The organism is Pedobacter cryotolerans (assembly GCF_005116475.1).
GTDB classification, from domain to species: Bacteria; Bacteroidota; Bacteroidia; order Sphingobacteriales; family Sphingobacteriaceae; genus Pedobacter; species Pedobacter cryotolerans.
In genome coordinates this window covers 113,892-132,076 of record NZ_SWBO01000001.1, presented here as the reverse complement: position 1 = coordinate 132,076, position 18,185 = coordinate 113,892, and the positions used below count along the sequence as shown (strand labels likewise).

The window sequence follows — 18,185 nt, the reverse complement described above, 5'->3', positions numbered from 1 at the left end:
TATATTTTTGCTGCCGATTTTTAAACATTTTCTGATTATTTAACTGATTATTTTTAATTTCGATTAAAATGTAATATTTTTATACTAAATACCAAAACAGTATACGGTACAGAATAATCTATATGAACAAAATTTATTCAGTTATTACTGCTACAGGAAGTTATATTCCTGAAAATATCATTTCTGGTGAACACTTTATGGGCTCATCATTTTATGATAATGGCGTTAAATTAGAAAAAGAAAATAGCGAGATCATTCATAAATTTAGTGAAATCACAGAAATTATAGAACGAAGATACGTTTCTTCGAACCTACTCAATAGTGATATCGCAACTCTTGCTGCTAAAAAAGCCTTAGAAACCGGTAACGTAGATAAAGAAACTTTAGATCATATTATCCTTTGCCATAATTTTGGAGACATAAGTGAAGGATCAAACCGAATGGACATGTTGCCTGCTTTAGCTGCAAAAGTTAAAGAGAAATTAGCAATAGAAAATCCAAACTGTGTAGCTTATGATGTGATTTTTGGCTGTCCGGGTTGGGTACAAGGTGTTATACAAGCAGATTATTTAATTCGCAGTGGCGATGCCAAAAAAGTAATGGTTATTGGCTCAGAAACCCTTTCAAGAATTATCGATCCACATGATAGAGATAGCATGATTTTTTCTGACGGAGCCGGAGCAGTAATTTTTGAAGCTAAAGAATCTGAAGAACCAACAGGAATAATAACGCACAAAAGCCATACGTATGCCAGCCATGCAAATCTGTTAATTATGGGCAATAGCAATAATCCAGCTGAGCAAAATGGCAATATGTACCTAAAAATGAATGGGCGTAAATTATATGAATTTGCGGTGATCAATGTGCCACAAGTTGTTAAATTGGCAATAGATAAAGCTGGTTTGTCAATCGATCAAATTAAAACCGTATTTATTCACCAAGCAAATGGCAAAATGGATCATGCGATTATGAAACGCCTATTTAAATTGTATAATTTAGATACAATTCCAGAAAAATTGGTTCCAATGACTATTTCTTGGCTTGGTAATAGCTCTGTTGCAACCATACCAACATTAATAGATTTGGTATTAAACAACAAGGTTGAAGGATACAAAGCAAATAAAGGTGAATATGCAGTATTTGCTTCTGTTGGAGCAGGAATGCATATTAATGCAATAGTTTATAAGTTTTAAGGCTTTTACTATTTGCTTAATATCCTAAATGAAATGTATTTTGATGTTTATAAGGCTATTAATTTAGCTTATAAGGAACAATTAATTGAAATTCTGGAATATTTACCTTAAAACTTTTTTCTAATACTAAGTTGTGCATGGTATAGTTACCTCTCATGCTGCCTATATCTGTTTTTAAGTTACAACCAGAAACATAAGAATAACTATCGCCTGATTCAATTACAGGTTGTACGCCAACAACACCTTCTCCTTCAACTTCCCTAACCGTTCCGTTGCTATCAAATATAAACCATTTTCTACGCATCAATTGTATTGCATGGGCTGATAAATTTTCAATATCAATTCGATAGGCAAACATATAATGCTCGTTGGCTGGATTAGAATGCTCATCTTGGTAAATGGTCTCTACCGAAATTTTTACACCGTCTGTAATTGTTGTAACCATCTGATAAATTTATAAAATGCTTTTCAATAATCAAGCCATTTCAGAAAAAGGCAAAACATGCTCATATTTTTCTGCCACTTCGTCTAATAACTGATAGATAATTTCAATATTTTCTTCTTTTACTAGCAACATCCTGTAATGTTTAAAATCTGGCAACCCTTTAAAATAATTCGAATAATGACGTCTCATTTCAAATACACCAACTTTAGGCCCTTTCCATTCTATAGATTTATCTAAATGAGTTCGGCAGGCAATTATTCTTTCGTCTAAGGTTGGGCCAGGCAAAAATTCTCCCGTTTTAAAAAAGTGTTTAACTTCTCTAAAAATCCAAGGATAACCAATCGCCGCTCTACCAATCATAATGCCATCAACCTCATATTCTAATCGCCAGTTGGCAGCTTTTACGGCGCTATCTACATCGCCATTGCCAAAAATTGGAATTTTAATCCGCGGATTGCGTTTAATTTCTCTAATTAAAGTCCAATCGGCTTCGCCTTTGTATAACTGCGCTCTTGTACGACCGTGAATGGTTAGTGCTTGTATACCAATATCCTGCAATCGCTCTGCAACTTCTTCAATGTTTTTAGTGTTATCGTCCCAACCTAAACGGGTTTTTACAGTAACTGGCAAATGCGTAGCTTTTACAACAGCTTCTGTCATTTTTACCATTTTATCAATGTCTTGTAGCAAAGCTGATCCAGCACCACGGCAAGCCACGTTTTTAACCGGGCAACCATAATTAATGTCCATTAAATCTGGCCCTGCAAGGGTTGCTATTTCTGTAGCCTCACGCATACTTTCTATATCGCTTCCAAAAATCTGGATTCCAATTGGCCTTTCGTACTCGAAAATATCGAGTTTTTTACGGCTTTTTGCAGCATCGCGTATCAGTCCCTCTGATGAAATAAACTCTGTATACATCAAATCTGCCCCGCCTTGTTTGCACACATAACGGAAAGGCGGATCGCTCACATCTTCCATCGGTGCCAACAACAAAGGGAATTCTCCTAAATCAATATTTCCTATCTTTACAGACATTTTTCTATCTTCAAACCAAATTTATGCAACAAAGGTACAAAAATTCAAAATAATGCAACTGAGCCAACCTGTTAGAGAAGAAAATCATCCTTTATTACAACTATTGATATTAGGTGTTAATGCTGCCATTGGGCTTGGGATATTTCTAGTTATTGGTTTTATTATCTGTGTCTTAATTTATGGTTTAGATTTAATTCACAATATGGATTGGATAACTGGCAAGGATTTAAAATACATTGGTGCCTTAAAAATTTTGGTTACCGCACAACAGATTGGTTTTTTTTTAGTGCCAGCCATAGTTTTAGCGATTTTTGAAGGTAAAAAGCCACAACGCTTTTATGGCTTCAAAACCCCAAAAATAGACCTGCTTGGTATTGTGTTTTTACTGATGCTCTTTTCTGTTCCATTAATGGGTTGGATTAACGAACAAAACATGAACATGCATTTACCCAAATTTTTAAGCGATTTGGAGAAATGGATGACGGATAAAGAAAGTGAAGCTGCAATTACTACAAAAGCCATTTTAGCAGGAACATCTGTTGGCGCATTGGTAATTAACCTTTTGGTAATTGCAGTAACACCAGCCATTTGCGAAGAATTAATTTTTAGAGGAGGTTTGCAAAGAACATTAGGGAGATGGTTCAAAAACCCTCATGTAGCTATTTGGACATCGGCAATTATTTTTAGCACCATACACTTTCAGTTTTTTGGATTTTTTCCACGTATGTTTTTAGGAGCCGCATTTGGCTATATTTATTTCTGGACTGGCAGTTTATGGTATCCAATGTTTGCGCATTTTATAAATAACGGTTACGCAGTTGTAATTGCTTGGTATATGCAGCGAAACAAAATACCAATAGAAAAAGCAGACGATTTAAACATTGCTTGGTACGGTTATATAATTAGTGCAATTTTAACCATAGCTTTGTTTTGGTTTTTAAAGAAGAAGTCGGCAAACGAACGACCGATGTCAGAGACTGAAATTAACTCACCCAAATAATGTCTCATATCTCAAATCTCACTACTCACATCTAATGAAAACCAGGGCAATAACCGCTTTCTTTTTTACCATAGTAATGCTTGCGTCATTATTTAATGGCTATACTTTTACTGGCTTTTATTTGCTTTTGAGCATTATAGCGTTGCTAGAATTTTATAAAATGGTTAAAATGGGCGGTATTCGTCCGCATAGAAATATGGGTGTAGCCGTTGCGGCAATTATGTTTAGCATAACCGCAGCCTATCATTTTTTCGAGTTCGAGCTTAAATATTTGCTACTTATTGTACCGTTAATTTTCTCGGTTTTTATATTAGAACTTTACAAAAAGAACAAAATTCCTTTCGCTAATATTTCTTACACATTCGTGGGATTTATTTATGTAACTGTACCTTTTTGCTTTTTCTATTCGCTTGGTTTTTTGATTGACTCATTTAATTATAATTTTCATTTACCTCTTGCTTTTTTACTGCTGTTATGGGCAAGTGATACTGGTGCTTATCTTTTTGGGGTAAAATTTGGTAAAACGAGGTTATTTGAACGCCATTCGCCAAAAAAATCATGGGAAGGCTTTTTAGGTGGCTTATTTACCAGCTTATTGGTTTCCTACCTCATATCAACACAATTCACTGAAATTAGTCCAGCAGTATGGGGCGGAATGGCCGTATTAATTGTGTGTTTTGGTACGCTTGGCGATTTAGTAGAATCGATGTTAAAGAGAAGTTTAGACGCAAAAGACTCTGGAACATTTTTACCTGGTCATGGTGGTTTTTTAGACCGTTTTGACGGATTATTAATTGCCGCTCCTGTGGTTTTTGTTTATCTGTATTTGATTTTGTATTAACAGAAAATTGATTTTTTTTGAAGCGCAATACTTTTGCAATTATTAAAGTTAGTCCTACTTTCCGCTATATTTTTTATTAACCTAAAGGTTTTAATAAAAAGATATCGCTTCAATTAGGGCTATATAAGTTAATGCTGTGCTATGCAATCCCCTCATAGTAGCAACGGCCAGAGTTTCTAAATCCGCCACGGCGGACAAGCTCTGATAGCAGCGAAAATCTTTTTTTGATTGTCATCCTGAGCCTGTCGAAGGACAAATCAAAAAAAATTGTAGCGAATAGCAGGAATTCCAACCCTATAAAACACCATAGTATATTTTCAAATTTAGCTTATAAATCACTTAAGGGCTCATGTAACAAATTTACAGCAAGCAAATTATCTTTCGTTTTCTGCTTTATATTTGATTAACAAACTAAACTTATTTTCATGGCGAAATTTTACAAACCTTGCATTTGGTTAGTGGCAATGCTTTTTTGCATTCAAACGGCTTTTGCACAAAACATTCCTACACCAAAAGAACATTTTGGCTTTAACATTGGTGATGATTACCAATTGGCCAATTACACACAAACTGAAGCTTATTTTAAAAAATTAGCGGCTACTTCTAAACGAGTTAAACTGGTAGATATTGGTAAAACTGAAGAAGGCAGAACCCAATACATGCTAATTGTAACATCAGAAGAAAACCAAAAGAATTTAGCTAAATACAAAGAAATTTCTCAAAAATTAGCCAGAGCCGAAGGTTTAACACCAGAACAAGCAAAACAATTGGCACAAGATGGTAAAGCTGTAGTTTGGATTGATGGTGGTTTACACGCCAATGAAACTGTTGGCGCTCATCAATTAATTGAAACTGCGTATAATTTATCGAGCAGAACTGATGCAGAAACCACAAAAATTTTAGATAATGTAATTGTATTGATGACACATGCCAATCCGGATGGGCAAGAGCTACAAAGCGACTGGTACATGAGAGAGAAAGATCCTAAAAAACGCTCATTAGCGGGTTTGCCTCGTTTGTACGAAAAATACGCTGGACACGATAATAACCGCGATTTTTTTATGCTAAACTTAAAAGAAACACAAAACATGGGTCGCCAATTATTTGTAGAATGGATCCCTCAAATTATGTACAATCACCACCAAACTGGTCCGGCAGGAACTGTTGTAGCTGGGCCACCATACCGCGATCCTTACAACTATGTTTTCGATCCAATTTTAATGACAAGTTTAGATGCCGTTGGCGCTGCAATGCACAATAGAATGAATGTTGAAGCGAAACCTGGTTATACACAACGAGGTGGTTCTGTGTTTTCTACTTGGTACAACGGTGGTTTAAGAACTACTACCTATTTCCATAACATGATCGGTTTATTAACCGAGATTACTGGCAATCCAACTCCTTCAGAAATACCTTTAGTTCCAGCTCGTTTATTGCCAAATGGCGATTCTCCAAATCCGGTTTTACCACAAAAATGGTTTTTCAAAAACTCGATAGATTACTCGGTTTCGTTGAATTATGCGGTTTTAAATTATGCTCAGCGTTATTACGATGAGTTGTTGTTTAACATTTACAAAATGGGCAAAAACTCAATTGATAGAGGAAGTAAAGACACTTGGTCTTTCTCGCCTAAAAAAATTGACGCCATTAATGCCGCAGCACAAGCCGATAAATATAGCAATAACAGAGGCGGCATACCTGTAAAATATTTAGATACAGTGATGAAAAATCCTGTAAATAGAGACCCAAGAGGTTATATTCTTTCTGCAGATCAACCAGATTTTACAACAGCAATCCGCTTTTTAAATGCATTAATTAGAACTGGTGTGGGTGTACAAAAAGCTACCGCTCCTTTTTCGGTTGCTGGTAAAAGTTATCCTACCGGAAGTTATATTGTAAAAACAGATCAGGCATTTCGCCCACATGTTTTAGATATGTTCGAGCCACAAGACCATCCTAATGATTTTAAATATGAAGGCGGGCCACCAGTTGCGCCTTACGATGCGGCAGGTTGGACCTTGGCTTATTTGATGAACGTTAAATTTGATCGTATTTTAAACAATTTTGAAGGTCCTTTCGAAAAAATCCCTTACGGAGAATTGTTAAAAGTTACACCAAAATCTTTACCTTCTGGAAGCGGATATGTGTTAAGCGCAGCTGCAAATGAAAGTTATGCTGCAGTAAATGAATTGTTAAAAAGTGGCGCAGAAGTTTATCGCAATGCGAAAGATGGTTCATTTTATGTGCCTGCCGCAGCAAAAGCAAAAAGCATTTTAACAAATAATTATGGGATGAAGGTTAGTTCAGCTAGTAAACCTGCAAACGCTATAAAAATCACCCCTTCTCGTATCGCTATTTGGGATACTTATGGCGGTTCAATGCCATCAGGCTGGATTAGATACATTATGGAGCAACATAAATTTGATGCTACGGTAATTTATCCTCAAGATATTGACAAGGGTAATTTGAAAGATAAATTTGATGTAATTGTATTTGTTGGGGGTTCAATTCCTGCTTTTAGTGCTAATGTAAATGAAGCTGGGGGAGGAAGAGGTGGTTTTGGCACTCCAGCTTTAGAAAGTATTCCAGAAGAGTTTAGAAACAGAATAGGAAGAGTTTCTCAAGACAAATCTATTCCACAGCTGAAATCGTTTTTAGAAGCTGGCGGAAAAATTGTAACCATCGGTTCGGCTACAAATTTAGCTGCCCACTTAAATTTACCTGTTCGCAATGCGATGGTTGAATTGGTTGATGGTGCTGAGAAAAGATTGCCTGCAACAAAATATTATGTGCCCGGTAGCGTGTTAAATGTAGCTGTAGATCAATCTTTAGCTGCAAATTGGGGCATGGAAAGCAATGCTGATATTTATTTTGATAACAGCCCTGTTTTTAAATTAAGTCCGAACAATAGCGGTAAAATTAGACCACTTGCTTGGTTCTCAACATCAACGCCATTACGCAGTGGCTGGGCATGGGGGCAAAGCTATTTGCAAGATGGTGTAGCAGCTTTTGAAGCAGATTATGGTAAAGGCAAATTATATGCTTTCGGACCAGAGATTACCTTCAGATCGCAAACACACGGAACATTTAAGTGGATGTTTAACCAGTTGTATAAGTAGTTTTGTCACATTGACAACCATTTTAAAAACCCAGCTAACATTTTTATTAGCTGGGTTTTTACTTTTAGCTTACCATTCAAAAATCCATCAGCCTTACCTTTGTACAATGAAAGTAGAAATCTGGTCGGATGTAATGTGTCCGTTTTGTTATATTGGTAAAAGACATTTTGAAAAAGCGATTGAAAAATTGCCTTTTAAAGATGAAATTGAGGTAGAATGGAAAAGTTTTCAACTCAATCCTGAGTATCACAATACTAACAATGAAGATTTATATGCTTATTTAGCAAGAGCAAAAGGAATGAGCGTTGCACAAGCCAAACAAATGACAGGTCAGGTTGAAGAAATGGCGGCAAATGTTGGTTTAAGCTTAAATTTCGAAACCAATGTTCCGGCAAATTCATTTGATGCACATCGCTTTTTACATTTTGCTAAAAGTAAAGGATTGCAAGATGAGGCAGAGGAAGCGATGTTCAATGCCTATTTCACCCACTCAAAAGATATTGCAAAACATGAAACTTTAATCAGCATTGCTGAAGAATTAGGTTTAGACACTGCTGAAACTTTGAAAGTTTTACAAGGCGACGATTTTGCAGAAGCTGTTCGCTATGATGTTTATGAAAGTCAGCAGATAGGCGTTAGAGGAGTGCCTTATTTTGTGTTGGATAGAAAATACGCTTTATCTGGCGCTCAGCCCGTCCCGGCATTTGAACAGGCAATTGTGCAAAGCTTTACCGAATGGCAAGCCGAGCAACCTAAAACACAGCTCAAATCATTAAATAAAAATGATGATGCGGTTTGCGATGAGAATGGTTGTGAGGTTTAATTTATATTTTCTCGTCATTGCGGAGGAACGACGAAGCAATCTATCCCGCTAGAAAGATTGCTTCGTCTGCTGAAAAAACCTTCTCGCAATGACAGTTTTTTATTTTTACATCTTCTTAAGAGGCTCTAGTAAATACTCCAACCCATTTGCCTTAATTTCGTACATGGTGGCTAATAAGCCGCCTAACTTCCCAGCTGGAAAACCTTTGCTATGATACCATACCAAGTACGGCTCTGGCAACGAACAAAGCATCCATCCCTTGTACTTTCCATAAGGCATTTTCATTTTAACCAATTCGAGCAGTAAGTTTGGATCTAGCATTACAAGATAAAATCTAAGTAGTTTTCGGTGTTTATAATATCAAATGGTATGTTTGGATAATTTTTCGCAAAGAATGTTGGAACTTTCTTTTTCCCTTTCCCATATTTAAAATCAATCGCTAATAAATTACCATTTGTTTCTTCTACCAAGTCTATTTCTTGTTGGTCGTAAGTGCGCCAAAAATAGTATTGAGCATTGTTTTGTAAATAGTGGTTTCTTTTTATCCGCTCTGCTAAACAATAATTTTCCCAAAGCAAACCATGGTCATTTCTTAAGGCAAGTAATCTAAAATCGTTAATTAATGCATTTCTAATACCATTATCATAAAAATACCATTTTGATGATTTTGTTACTTCTTTGCGCAAATTACTGCTATAGCCACCCACTTTATAAATAATAAATACCTTGCTTAGCAAATCCATATATCTAACAATAGTATTTTTACTTATAGATAACGTTTTAGAAAGTTCATCTGTAGAAACTTCTGAACCAACCTGAAAGGCAATTAATTTTAAGAGTTCTAATAACTTTGCAGCATTTTGAACCTGCTCGTAAATTAAAACATCCTTTAATAAGTAAGATCGAACTAATTCATTTAAATAGATGGTTTTTTCTTTAAGTGTTGGTATTTTAAAAACTTCAGGATAAGAGCCAAAAATTAATCTTTCCTCTAAATTTTGTTTAGTTTGTAAAAGATTTTCGTTCAGCTCTAACTGTGCAATTGGAAATAGGTTGTAGGTTAAACTTCTTCCGGTAAGTGGTTCGCCAGTTTGGTTAGAAAGATCGAAAGCAGATGAACCAGAAGCAATAATTGTGAGTTGTTTAAACGAGTCAATCATTAGTTTTAAAACCTTCCCAATTTCTGGAATTGCTTGAGCCTCATCTATTGCCAGAAGAGTTGTATCACCCAAAACCCTTGCATAGTTAGCCTTGCTTCTATTTGCTAATAAAGCTTGTACATCTTGGTCTTCTCCATTAAGTAATAATTTGGCTCTATTATCATTATTTAAAAGGTCTTCAATTAGCCAAGTTTTCCCAACTCTTCGTGTTCCAAAAATTAGCAGGACTTTATTTTTGCCAATATTGTTTCTTAAAACAGCTTCTAAATGTCGTTTAATTACAATTTCCATCAACTAAAGATAGTGTTTTGCAACATAAGTTGCAAAATAATTGACCAAATTAACGTTAATTTGATGAATTGACTGACTAAATTAACGTTAATTCAGTCAGTTAACTGACCGAATTAACATTTTATATCAATTCCAACATCTCAATCGCTTCATCAACGTTTGCAATGTTATCAAAAGAAATCCGTAAACTATCTTTTACTTCTTTTAAATTACACAAACGTGGGTGCAGTTGCGCAAAAGCCAAAATCTTGTTAAAAATCTCAGAATCGAAAAACCTCGATTGTTTATCGCTAATGAAATAACCACGAAGAATATTCTTTTTAAAACTCAATTTTTCAAAACCTAATCGTTTACCCACCCATTGCAATCTTAAAACCTTTAACATGGCTTTTACCGGTTGTGGTACTGGCCCAAATCTATCTTTTAATTCTTTCTCGAAATCCGCTAATTGAGTTTCGTTTTCTAGCTTAGAAAGCTCGGTGTATAAATTATATCGCTCTGTGATGCTAGTAACGTAGTCATCTGGAATATGCAATTCTACATCAGTGTCAACTTGTGTAAAGTTTACGAAAGCCCGTTCAGGTTCGTCTTTAAATAAATCTTTAAACTCCGCATCCTTTAATTCCTGTATGGCCTCATCCAAAATTTTATTATACATCTCAAAGCCAATTTCGGCAATAAAACCACTTTGCTCGCCGCCGAGTAAATTTCCACTTCCACGTATATCCAAATCACGCATAGCGATGTTAAAACCGCTGCCCAAATCAGAAAATTCTTCAATGGCGCTTAGTCTTTTTCTGGCTTCGTTAGTTAAGGTTGATAAAGGCAAACTCAACAAATAACAAAATGCTTTTTTATTAGAGCGCCCAACCCTGCCACGCATTTGGTGCAAATCGCTTAAACCAAACATGTGCGCATGGTTAATGATAATCGTATTTGCGTTTGGAATATCCAAACCAGCTTCAATGATAGTGGTAGCCACCAAAACATCCTTTTCACCGTTAATGAAATCAAGCATTACATCTTCTAACTGGTCGCCATCTAACTGCCCGTGTGCAATACCAATTCTTGCTTTTGGAACCAATTTCTGTATCAATCCGCCGAGCTGTGGTAAATCATTTACACGGTTGTGGATAAAGAAAACCTGACCTCCTCTATCTAACTCAAACTGTACTGCTTCTTGAATTAATTTATCATTAAAAACATGTAATTCTGTATTAACCGCTTGCCTATTTGGTGGCGGTGTGCTCATGATAGATAAATCTCTGGCACCCATTAAAGAGAAATGCAGCGTTCGTGGAATTGGGGTGGCGGTAAGTGTTAAAGTATCAACATTAACGCGAATTAGTTTTAGTTTCTCTTTTGCTGCAACACCAAACTTTTGTTCTTCATCAATAATCATGATGCCTAAGTCTTTAAACTTAACATCTTTACTTAACAAACGATGCGTACCAATTACAATATCAACTTTGCCTTGGGCTACACGCTCTAAAGTATCTTTAATTTGTTTGCTAGTTTTAAATCGATTGATATAATCTACGGTACAAGGAAACTCTTTTAAACGCGATGAAAAGGTTTTAAAATGCTGAAGTGCCAAAATAGTTGTTGGTACAAGTATTGCCGCTTGCTTTCCGTTAGCTACCGCTTTAAAAGCCGCACGAATAGCAATTTCCGTTTTGCCAAAACCAACATCTCCACAAACCAATCTATCCATTGGGTGTGGCGCTTCCATGTCTTTTTTTACATCGGCCGTTGCCTTAACTTGGTCTGGGGTATCTTCGTAAATAAATGAAGCTTCCAATTCAGTTTCTAAATAACCATCAGACGCAAAAGCAGTACCCACTTGCGCCTTACGCATTGCATAAAGCTTAATTAAGTCTCGGGCAATGTCTTTAACTTTTTTTTTTGTGGTCTTTTTGAGTTTGTCCCAAGCTTCGGTACCCAATTTATTCATTTTGGGTTGTGTACCATCTTTTCCACTAAACTTCGCAATGCGATTTAGGGAGTTGATGTTCACATACAACAAATCGTTATCGGCATAAACCAAACGGATCATTTCTTGTGTTTTTCCGTTTACTTCTACCTTTTCTAAACCTGCATATTTTCCAATTCCGTGGTCAATGTGGGTTACAAAATCGCCGGGCTTTAATTCACGTAAATCTTTAAGCGTTATCGCTTGACTGCGTTGATAACCTTTCTTTAATTGATATTTATAAAAACGATCAAATATTTGATGATCGGTATAAAAAGCTACCTTTTGTTGAGCATCTAAAAAACCTTCGCGAAGCGGAATATTAACGGGCGTAAACTTTGCAGTTTTATCAATGTCATCTAATATCGCATACAAACGTTCGGTTTGTTTGGTAGAATTAGTGAAAATGAAATTATGAATATGTTGACTTTCGTTCTCTTTTAAGTTCTTAATCAGTAAATCGAAATCTTTATTGAAAGATGGCTGCGGCTTGGTTTCAAATTGAATTACATCGTCAGTTTGATAAAAAAACTGCTTGCCAAACTCTACCAAGGCAAAATCCTGAAATAAATCAGACAGCATTTTTTCATCGGTAAAAGAAAATTTCGGATCTAACCAATTTGGGTTTTGTTGCTTTTCTGCTATGCCCAAGGCTTTCCAAAGTTCAACCGCTTTCTTATAGCCACCTTTTACAATATCGATGGTATATTCTACATCTTTAAACCAAAGTTGCGTGTCTTTTTCAATGTAATCTAACAGGCTAATGTTGTTTTCGGTTAAAAATTTGGCTTGTACATTGGGTACAATAGTTAAGGTTTTCACCTCATCAACCGAAAGCTGGCTCTCTATTTCAAAAGTTCTGATGCTTTCTACAGTATCGCCAAAAAACTCAATTCGGTATGGTAATTCATGTGAGAATGAAAATATATCTACAATACCACCACGAATAGAAAATTGACCAGGTTCGTATACAAAAGCCGATCTCTCGAAATCATATTCAAACAAAAACTCATTGATAAAATCGATGCCTAAAGTTGCACCAAGACTGATTTCTAAAGTATTTTTCTCTAAAACCGAACGGTCAATTACCTTTTCGGCCAAAGCTTCGGGGTAGGTAACTACAATTTTTCCGTATTCAGATTGATGGTTCAGCTCATTTAATACTTCGGCTCTTGCCAAAACATTAGCTGTATCTATTTGGGTAAACTCAAAAGCTTTTCTAAATGAGGATGGAAAAAACAGCACCTCTTTATCTAAAATTCCTTCCAAATCTGAAAGAAAGTAAGATGCTTCTTCCCTATTAGGTAAAATAAAAAGCTGTGGTTTATGCAGTAAAAAGTAAGTTGTTATGGCTATTACAGCATCGGCAGAACCCACCAATCCCTTTAATTGGGTTTTACTGCCCTTTCCCTTGTTTAACGATTTTGCTGTCGCAACAACACGCTCGTCTGTTTTGTATCTGTTAATCAGGTCGCGAATGTTCACTATGTAAAGGTAAATAAAGATTTGTTATTAGATGTGAGAAATGAGACAAAATAGAGATATATAAGTTTCTCAAATCTCATATCTAAGCTCTCACATCTTTTTTGAAAGCGCAAGATTAGTGCAAAAAATAAAGCGCACTCCCGTTTTCCGTTTTACTTGCTTCGTGCCTCAGCTTCGTGTTCGCTACAACCGGGGCTAAAGGGCAAAAACAGCATTCTATTTTTGGGGTTTGTATGGTGCATAAAATCAACTGAAATAACCGACTTTGTCATTATGACGAAGGAAGAATCTCCAAAGCCAAATCAATTTAGGGATTCTTCGCCGGCTCAGAATGACAAACTAACTCAAATCTCATATCTAACTTCTCACATCTTTACCAAAACCGAGTTTGTCGATATATTTTTTCAGTTTGTCGAGTACGCTATATTTGCCGTAACAAAAAACTTATCATTGTTTCTAATTAACAAATACAACGTAAAACATGAAGAACATTAAAAGCTTTCCGATAGAATTAACCTTCTGGGTTTTAGCTTTAGTGTTGTTGGCAACAGCAAACCCTCATGAACATCACTTTACCCTTTGTCCGCTAGCTAACTTAGGATTTGATTGGTGCCCAGGATGTGGTTTAGGAAGATCAATTACTGCACTGTTTAACGGAGATGTAACTGCAAGCTTTAAGCAACATTGGTTTGGTATACCAGCACTAATATTAATAGGCTACCGCATTTACGAATTAACAAAACAATTATTTAACAAAAACATTAACTTAAAATACAAGGAGGACTGATCATGTTTGATTCACAATTTATGGCATTGCCAGGCATTACCCCACAAGAATATAGCTATTTACAAACTGCAACTAACGGTTTAACCGAGCAACAAGTGCGTACATTTTTAATGATTTATTCTGGTAAAAGAAAAAATCCAAGTGATATGTTATTGTTCTGTGTAATCGGTCTATTTTTAGTTCCAGGTATACAGCGTTTTATTATTGGTCAAATAGGAATGGGTATTTTGTATTTATTAACCGCTGGTTTATGTTTTATCGGATCGATTGTAGATATCATTAACCATAAAGAATTGGCTTTTGAACACAACCAAAAAATGGTTTTTGAAAGTTTACAAATGGTAAGAATGGGAAACTTTAATTAGCCCCCACCTAAATCCTCGCCGCCGCGGCGGTAGGACTTTTAAAAATATTATCCTTATCAGTGTAAAAACGGATAAGGATTTGTTATTTTTATACCATGAAGTTAGCAGAAATTACCAACTTTTTAGAAGCCATCGCCCCGTTAAATTACCAAGAGGATTATGATAATTCGGGCTTAATTGTAGGCAATACCAACGATGAAATTCATGCTGCTTTGGTAGCGCTAGACTGTACCGAGCAAATTATAGATGAAGCGATTGCGAAAAACTGTAATTTGATTATCACGCATCATCCGATTGTATTTAAAGGCTTAAAAAAGTTTAATGGTAAAACTTATGTAGAACGTGTTGTGCTAAAAGCGATAAAAAATAACATCGCATTATATGCCATACATACTAATTTAGATCATGTAGCGCATGGCGTAAGTGCCGAAATTTGTAAGCGATTGGGAATTGTAAATGCAAAAATTCTTGCGCCTAAAAATAATCTGTTAAAAAAGTTGGTCACTTTTTGTCCGACAGCACAAGCAGATGAATTGAGAAATGCGTTGTTTACCGCTGGAGCAGGGCATATTGGCAATTATAGCGACTGCAGTTTTAATTTAAACGGAACAGGAACTTTTAAAGGAGGTGATGGCGCAAACCCTTATGTTGGCGAAATTGGCTTGCAACATCAGGAAGCAGAAGTAAGGATAGAAACCATTTTTAAAGTTCAAGATGAGCGAAAAATTTTGTTGGCTTTGTTAGAAAATCATCCTTATGAAGAAGTTGCTTATGATATTTATCCGTTAGCAAATAAACTAGAAAATGTTGGTGCAGGCATGGTGGGTTGGCTGCCACAAGAAATGGAGGTAAATGAATTTCTTCACAATGTGAAAGAAAAAATGCAAACAAAAGTAATTAGACACACTGCTTTATTACAAAAGAAAATTAAAAAAGTTGCCGTTTGCGGTGGCTCTGGTAGTTTTTTATTAAAAGACGCTATTGCTGCTGGTGCTGACGCTTTTATCACTGCCGATTTTAAATATCATGAATTTTTTGATGCAGAAAATAAATTGATCATCTGTGATATTGGACATTATGAAAGTGAACAATTTACATCTAATTTGTTGATAGATAATATTCAAGAAAAATTTCCTAACTTTGCAATCCGTTTAACGGAGCATAATACAAACCCCATCAATTATTATATTTAATGGAACAAACAGTAGAGCAAAAGCTAAAAGCTTTATACGAATTACAAAACATACACACTAAGATTGATAAAATTCGCCAAGTACGTGGTGAGTTACCAATGGAAGTAGCTGATTTAGAGGATGAAGTTGCAGGATTGGAAACGCGTATACAAAAAATTAAAGCTGAATTAGACGATACTGAAGACGCTGTTGTAAACCGTAAAAATATGATTAAAGAATCTCAAGCTTTAATTAAAAAATACGAGAAACAACTAGAAGACGTTAAAAATAACCGTGAATACGATGCTTTAACTAAGGAAGTTGAGATTCAGAATTTAGATATTCAGGTTTCTGAGAAGAAAATTAAAGAGCATGGTTTCGAAATCGCTTCTAAAACTGAAATTTATGATCAGGCTTTAGCAAATATTGAAGCTAGAAAAGGTGATTTAGAAATTAAGAAAAACGAATTAGCTACAATTACTTCAGAAACTGAAAAAGAAGAGCAAGCTTTAGTTAAAAAAGCAGATAAAGCTCAAACAACTATCGAAGATCGTTTATTGGTTGCTTACAACAGATTAAGAGGTAATGCAGTAAATGGATTAGCGGTTGTTACTATCGATAGAGATTCATGTTCAGGTTGTTTTAACCAAATTCCACCTCAACGTCAATTAGATATCCGTCAGCGTAAAAAAGTTATTGTTTGCGAGCACTGTGGTAGAATTTTAGTTGATGAAGCATTAACGCAAGAATTAGCAGAAGCATAAAAACCAAAACCAAATATAAAGATTAGGCTAGATGAAAATCTGGCCTTTTTTTTTAAAATGATTTTGTGAATTAAAAGATGACAAGGGCTTTTAATTGCTCCTCATTCTACTAAAACAATAACCTATTTTTATCGTTGTGATAAATTAGTAACTTCAAATTTTAAACCAGACAAAACAAATAAATGTCTCAACGATTTTTCAAATTTAACGGCTTATTTATAATTTTAATTGTTTGTTCTTTTAGCAGTTCTGCCAATTTCGATTTTAATGCAAATTGTTTAAAGGCCTATCAAAATATTTTTGAATTAAAATTAACAACAGCTCGCCAAATTATAGCGGCCGAGAAAAAAGCACATCCCACCAACGCCATAGTGCCCTTATTAGAGAATTATATAGATTATTATTATTTGCTTACCAATGAAAGTAAGAGTGAGTTTGAAAGATTAGAGGCGGCTAAAACTAGTCGATTAGATCAAATTAGTGATGATGATAAAACCTCTCCATATTACCTTTATGCTCAGGCACAAATCAATTTGCAATGGGCATTAATAAGAGGCAGATACGGGGCTTATTTTGCTGCTGCCAGAGAAATTAGTAAAGCAAATAGCCAACTTACAGAAAATTCAAAAAAATTCCCTGGTTTTCATCCAAATGGTATTGGCTTAGGTTTAATAAATGCAGTAATGGGAGCACTACCAGATGGTGTTTTAAAATCTACCTTAGCTACTTTTGGCCTAAAAGGAAACCTACAAACTGGATTAAATATTTTAAATAATTTAGCAGAAAACCTACCAAAATCTACATACGAACCCTTTTACGAGGAAGCAATTTTTAATTATGCTTATGTATTGTCTGATGTGGCTAAAAGTTCTCAAGCTTATAATAAGACTATTAAATACACCGCCAGAATTGCCGATAGCAGTTTATTAAAAGCTTATTTACTTGCCTATGTTTGTGCTAGAAATGGTTATACAGATCAGGCAATTAAAATATTATCCGATAGGCCAACAGGTTCAAATTATCAACCATTCCCATATTTAGATTATTTAATGGGGATTGCAAAGCTCAATAAATTAGATTTTACAGCAACTAGTCACTTCGAAAAGTTTTTACAAACAAACAAAGGTAATAACTACGTTAAAGATACTTATTTGCACCTAGGTTGGCTATCTCTGTTAAAAGGTGATGATACTAGCTACAATGCCAACATTGTTAAAGTAAAAAATTTAGGTAGCAATTATCATGATAGGGATAAACAAGCGATTAATGAAGCAAATGCACCAAAACCAAACAAAAATTTGTTAAAAGCTAGGCTATTATTTGATGGTGGATATTTTACTAAGTCTTTGACTGTTTTAAGTGAAAGCAAAGCTGAAAACTTTACTTCGGCAAAAGATAAAACAGAATATTTTTACCGCTTAGGTAGAGTTAACGAAGATTTAGATAAGCATGATACTGCGCTAATCAATTATCAGCAAGCAATTAATGTAGGCAGAAATTTAAAATACTATTTTGCGGCTAAATCTGCCGTGCAAATGGGTAAAATATACGAGGCAAAAAGAAACCCTGGTAAAGCAAAATCTAGTTATAACTTAGCCATTGAAATGAAAAATCATGAGCAAGAAAACTATATTGAAAATGAGGCAAAACAGGGCCTAAAAAGAACAGGTAGTTAAATTAAACAAAAAAGGATGATACATTTATACCATCCTTTCTTCAAATTAATTTGT

The 18,185-nt window shown here is 35.2% G+C and carries 15 protein-coding genes; 10 read left to right on the top strand and 5 right to left on the bottom strand.

What is annotated here, in order from left to right; genetic code table 11:
* The first annotated feature begins 122 nt into the window (after positions 1-122).
* Positions 123-1,193 carry a 3-oxoacyl-ACP synthase III family protein gene (locus tag FA045_RS00605; protein ID WP_136873381.1) on the top strand — a complete coding sequence of 357 codons (1,071 nt, stop codon included), beginning with the start codon at positions 123-125 and terminating at the stop codon, positions 1,191-1,193.
* A 58-nt stretch (positions 1,194-1,251) separates the two neighbouring features.
* Here FA045_RS00605 and apaG read toward each other — a convergent pair whose 3' ends face one another.
* Together apaG and dusB are read right to left on the bottom strand one after the other, a co-directional pair.
* Entirely contained in the window at positions 1,252-1,638 is a 387-nt protein-coding gene (gene apaG, locus FA045_RS00600) for a Co2+/Mg2+ efflux protein ApaG (RefSeq protein ID WP_136873379.1), read from the bottom strand.
* A 30-nt stretch (positions 1,639-1,668) separates the two neighbouring features.
* Complete coding sequence (dusB, locus tag FA045_RS00595) at positions 1,669-2,676, bottom strand: tRNA dihydrouridine synthase DusB (protein WP_136873377.1); 1,008 nt, start codon at positions 2,674-2,676, stop codon at positions 1,669-1,671.
* Positions 2,677-2,728: 52 nt separating this feature from the next.
* Here dusB and FA045_RS00590 point away from each other — a divergent pair, with 52 nt between their 5' ends.
* The 4 genes from FA045_RS00590 (at position 2,729) to FA045_RS00575 (ending at position 8,459) form a co-directional block, all read left to right on the top strand.
* Entirely contained in the window at positions 2,729-3,676 is a 948-nt protein-coding gene (locus FA045_RS00590; RefSeq protein ID WP_136873375.1) for a CPBP family intramembrane glutamic endopeptidase, read from the top strand.
* Between the two features lie 34 nt (positions 3,677-3,710).
* Positions 3,711-4,517 carry a phosphatidate cytidylyltransferase gene (locus FA045_RS00585; protein WP_136873373.1) on the top strand — a complete coding sequence of 269 codons (807 nt, stop codon included), beginning with the start codon at positions 3,711-3,713 and terminating at the stop codon, positions 4,515-4,517.
* Positions 4,518-4,942: 425 nt separating this feature from the next.
* Positions 4,943-7,636, top strand: coding sequence for a M14 family metallopeptidase (locus tag FA045_RS00580; RefSeq protein ID WP_136873371.1), 2,694 nt, complete (start codon positions 4,943-4,945; stop codon positions 7,634-7,636).
* A 106-nt stretch (positions 7,637-7,742) separates the two neighbouring features.
* Complete coding sequence (locus tag FA045_RS00575) at positions 7,743-8,459, top strand: DsbA family oxidoreductase (RefSeq protein ID WP_136873369.1); 717 nt, start codon at positions 7,743-7,745, stop codon at positions 8,457-8,459.
* 105 nt (positions 8,460-8,564) lie between these two features.
* Here the strand turns inward: FA045_RS00575 and FA045_RS00570 are convergent, their stop codons facing one another.
* From FA045_RS00570 to mfd, 3 genes are all read right to left on the bottom strand, one after another.
* On the bottom strand, positions 8,565-8,780 hold the full coding sequence (locus tag FA045_RS00570) for a DUF3820 family protein (protein ID WP_136873367.1): 216 nt from the start codon (positions 8,778-8,780) through the stop codon (positions 8,565-8,567).
* On the bottom strand, positions 8,780-9,910 hold the full coding sequence (locus tag FA045_RS00565) for an ATP-binding protein (RefSeq protein ID WP_136873365.1): 1,131 nt from the start codon (positions 9,908-9,910) through the stop codon (positions 8,780-8,782). The genes FA045_RS00570 and FA045_RS00565 overlap by 1 nt, the downstream gene beginning before the upstream one ends.
* Positions 9,911-10,031: 121 nt before the next feature.
* The gene (gene mfd, locus FA045_RS00560) at positions 10,032-13,367 is read right to left on the bottom strand and encodes a transcription-repair coupling factor (protein ID WP_136873363.1); all 3,336 of its coding nucleotides are present in this window, start codon (positions 13,365-13,367) and stop codon (positions 10,032-10,034) included.
* A 481-nt stretch (positions 13,368-13,848) separates the two neighbouring features.
* Between mfd and FA045_RS00555 the strand changes: the two genes are divergently transcribed.
* The 5 genes from FA045_RS00555 to FA045_RS00535 all read left to right on the top strand — a co-directional run bounded on the left by FA045_RS00555 (position 13,849) and on the right by FA045_RS00535 (position 18,131).
* On the top strand, positions 13,849-14,154 hold the full coding sequence (locus FA045_RS00555; protein ID WP_136873361.1) for a DUF2752 domain-containing protein: 306 nt from the start codon (positions 13,849-13,851) through the stop codon (positions 14,152-14,154).
* A gap of 2 nt (positions 14,155-14,156) precedes the next feature.
* A complete protein-coding gene (locus FA045_RS00550; protein WP_136873359.1) occupies positions 14,157-14,519 on the top strand; it encodes a TM2 domain-containing protein in 363 nt (120 codons plus the stop codon).
* A gap of 95 nt (positions 14,520-14,614) precedes the next feature.
* A complete protein-coding gene (locus FA045_RS00545; RefSeq protein WP_136873357.1) occupies positions 14,615-15,712 on the top strand; it encodes a Nif3-like dinuclear metal center hexameric protein in 1,098 nt (365 codons plus the stop codon).
* The gene (locus FA045_RS00540; RefSeq protein WP_136873355.1) at positions 15,712-16,455 is read left to right on the top strand and encodes a zinc ribbon domain-containing protein; all 744 of its coding nucleotides are present in this window, start codon (positions 15,712-15,714) and stop codon (positions 16,453-16,455) included. Before FA045_RS00545 ends, FA045_RS00540 begins: the two co-directional genes overlap by 1 nt.
* A 182-nt stretch (positions 16,456-16,637) precedes the next feature.
* Positions 16,638-18,131, top strand: a complete 1,494-nt coding sequence (locus FA045_RS00535) for a YfgM family protein (RefSeq protein WP_136873353.1) — start codon at positions 16,638-16,640, stop codon at positions 18,129-18,131.
* Positions 18,132-18,185 lie beyond the last annotated feature (54 nt).

What these genes read in the sequence shown, in the direction of transcription:
- FA045_RS00605 (WP_136873381.1), top strand. Translation starts at nt 123, where the DNA reads ATGAACAAAATTTATTCAGTTATTACTGCTACAGGAAGTTATATTCCT.
- apaG (WP_136873379.1), bottom strand. Translation starts at nt 1,638, where the DNA reads ATGGTTACAACAATTACAGACGGTGTAAAAATTTCGGTAGAGACCATT.
- dusB (WP_136873377.1), bottom strand. Translation starts at nt 2,676, where the DNA reads ATGTCTGTAAAGATAGGAAATATTGATTTAGGAGAATTCCCTTTGTTG.
- FA045_RS00590 (WP_136873375.1), top strand. Translation starts at nt 2,729, where the DNA reads ATGCAACTGAGCCAACCTGTTAGAGAAGAAAATCATCCTTTATTACAA.
- FA045_RS00585 (WP_136873373.1), top strand. Translation starts at nt 3,711, where the DNA reads ATGAAAACCAGGGCAATAACCGCTTTCTTTTTTACCATAGTAATGCTT.
- FA045_RS00580 (WP_136873371.1), top strand. Translation starts at nt 4,943, where the DNA reads ATGGCGAAATTTTACAAACCTTGCATTTGGTTAGTGGCAATGCTTTTT.
- FA045_RS00575 (WP_136873369.1), top strand. Translation starts at nt 7,743, where the DNA reads ATGAAAGTAGAAATCTGGTCGGATGTAATGTGTCCGTTTTGTTATATT.
- FA045_RS00570 (WP_136873367.1), bottom strand. Translation starts at nt 8,780, where the DNA reads ATGCTAGATCCAAACTTACTGCTCGAATTGGTTAAAATGAAAATGCCT.
- FA045_RS00565 (WP_136873365.1), bottom strand. Translation starts at nt 9,910, where the DNA reads ATGGAAATTGTAATTAAACGACATTTAGAAGCTGTTTTAAGAAACAAT.
- FA045_RS00555 (WP_136873361.1), top strand. Translation starts at nt 13,849, where the DNA reads ATGAAGAACATTAAAAGCTTTCCGATAGAATTAACCTTCTGGGTTTTA.
- FA045_RS00550 (WP_136873359.1), top strand. Translation starts at nt 14,157, where the DNA reads ATGTTTGATTCACAATTTATGGCATTGCCAGGCATTACCCCACAAGAA.
- FA045_RS00545 (WP_136873357.1), top strand. Translation starts at nt 14,615, where the DNA reads ATGAAGTTAGCAGAAATTACCAACTTTTTAGAAGCCATCGCCCCGTTA.
- FA045_RS00540 (WP_136873355.1), top strand. Translation starts at nt 15,712, where the DNA reads ATGGAACAAACAGTAGAGCAAAAGCTAAAAGCTTTATACGAATTACAA.
- FA045_RS00535 (WP_136873353.1), top strand. Translation starts at nt 16,638, where the DNA reads ATGTCTCAACGATTTTTCAAATTTAACGGCTTATTTATAATTTTAATT.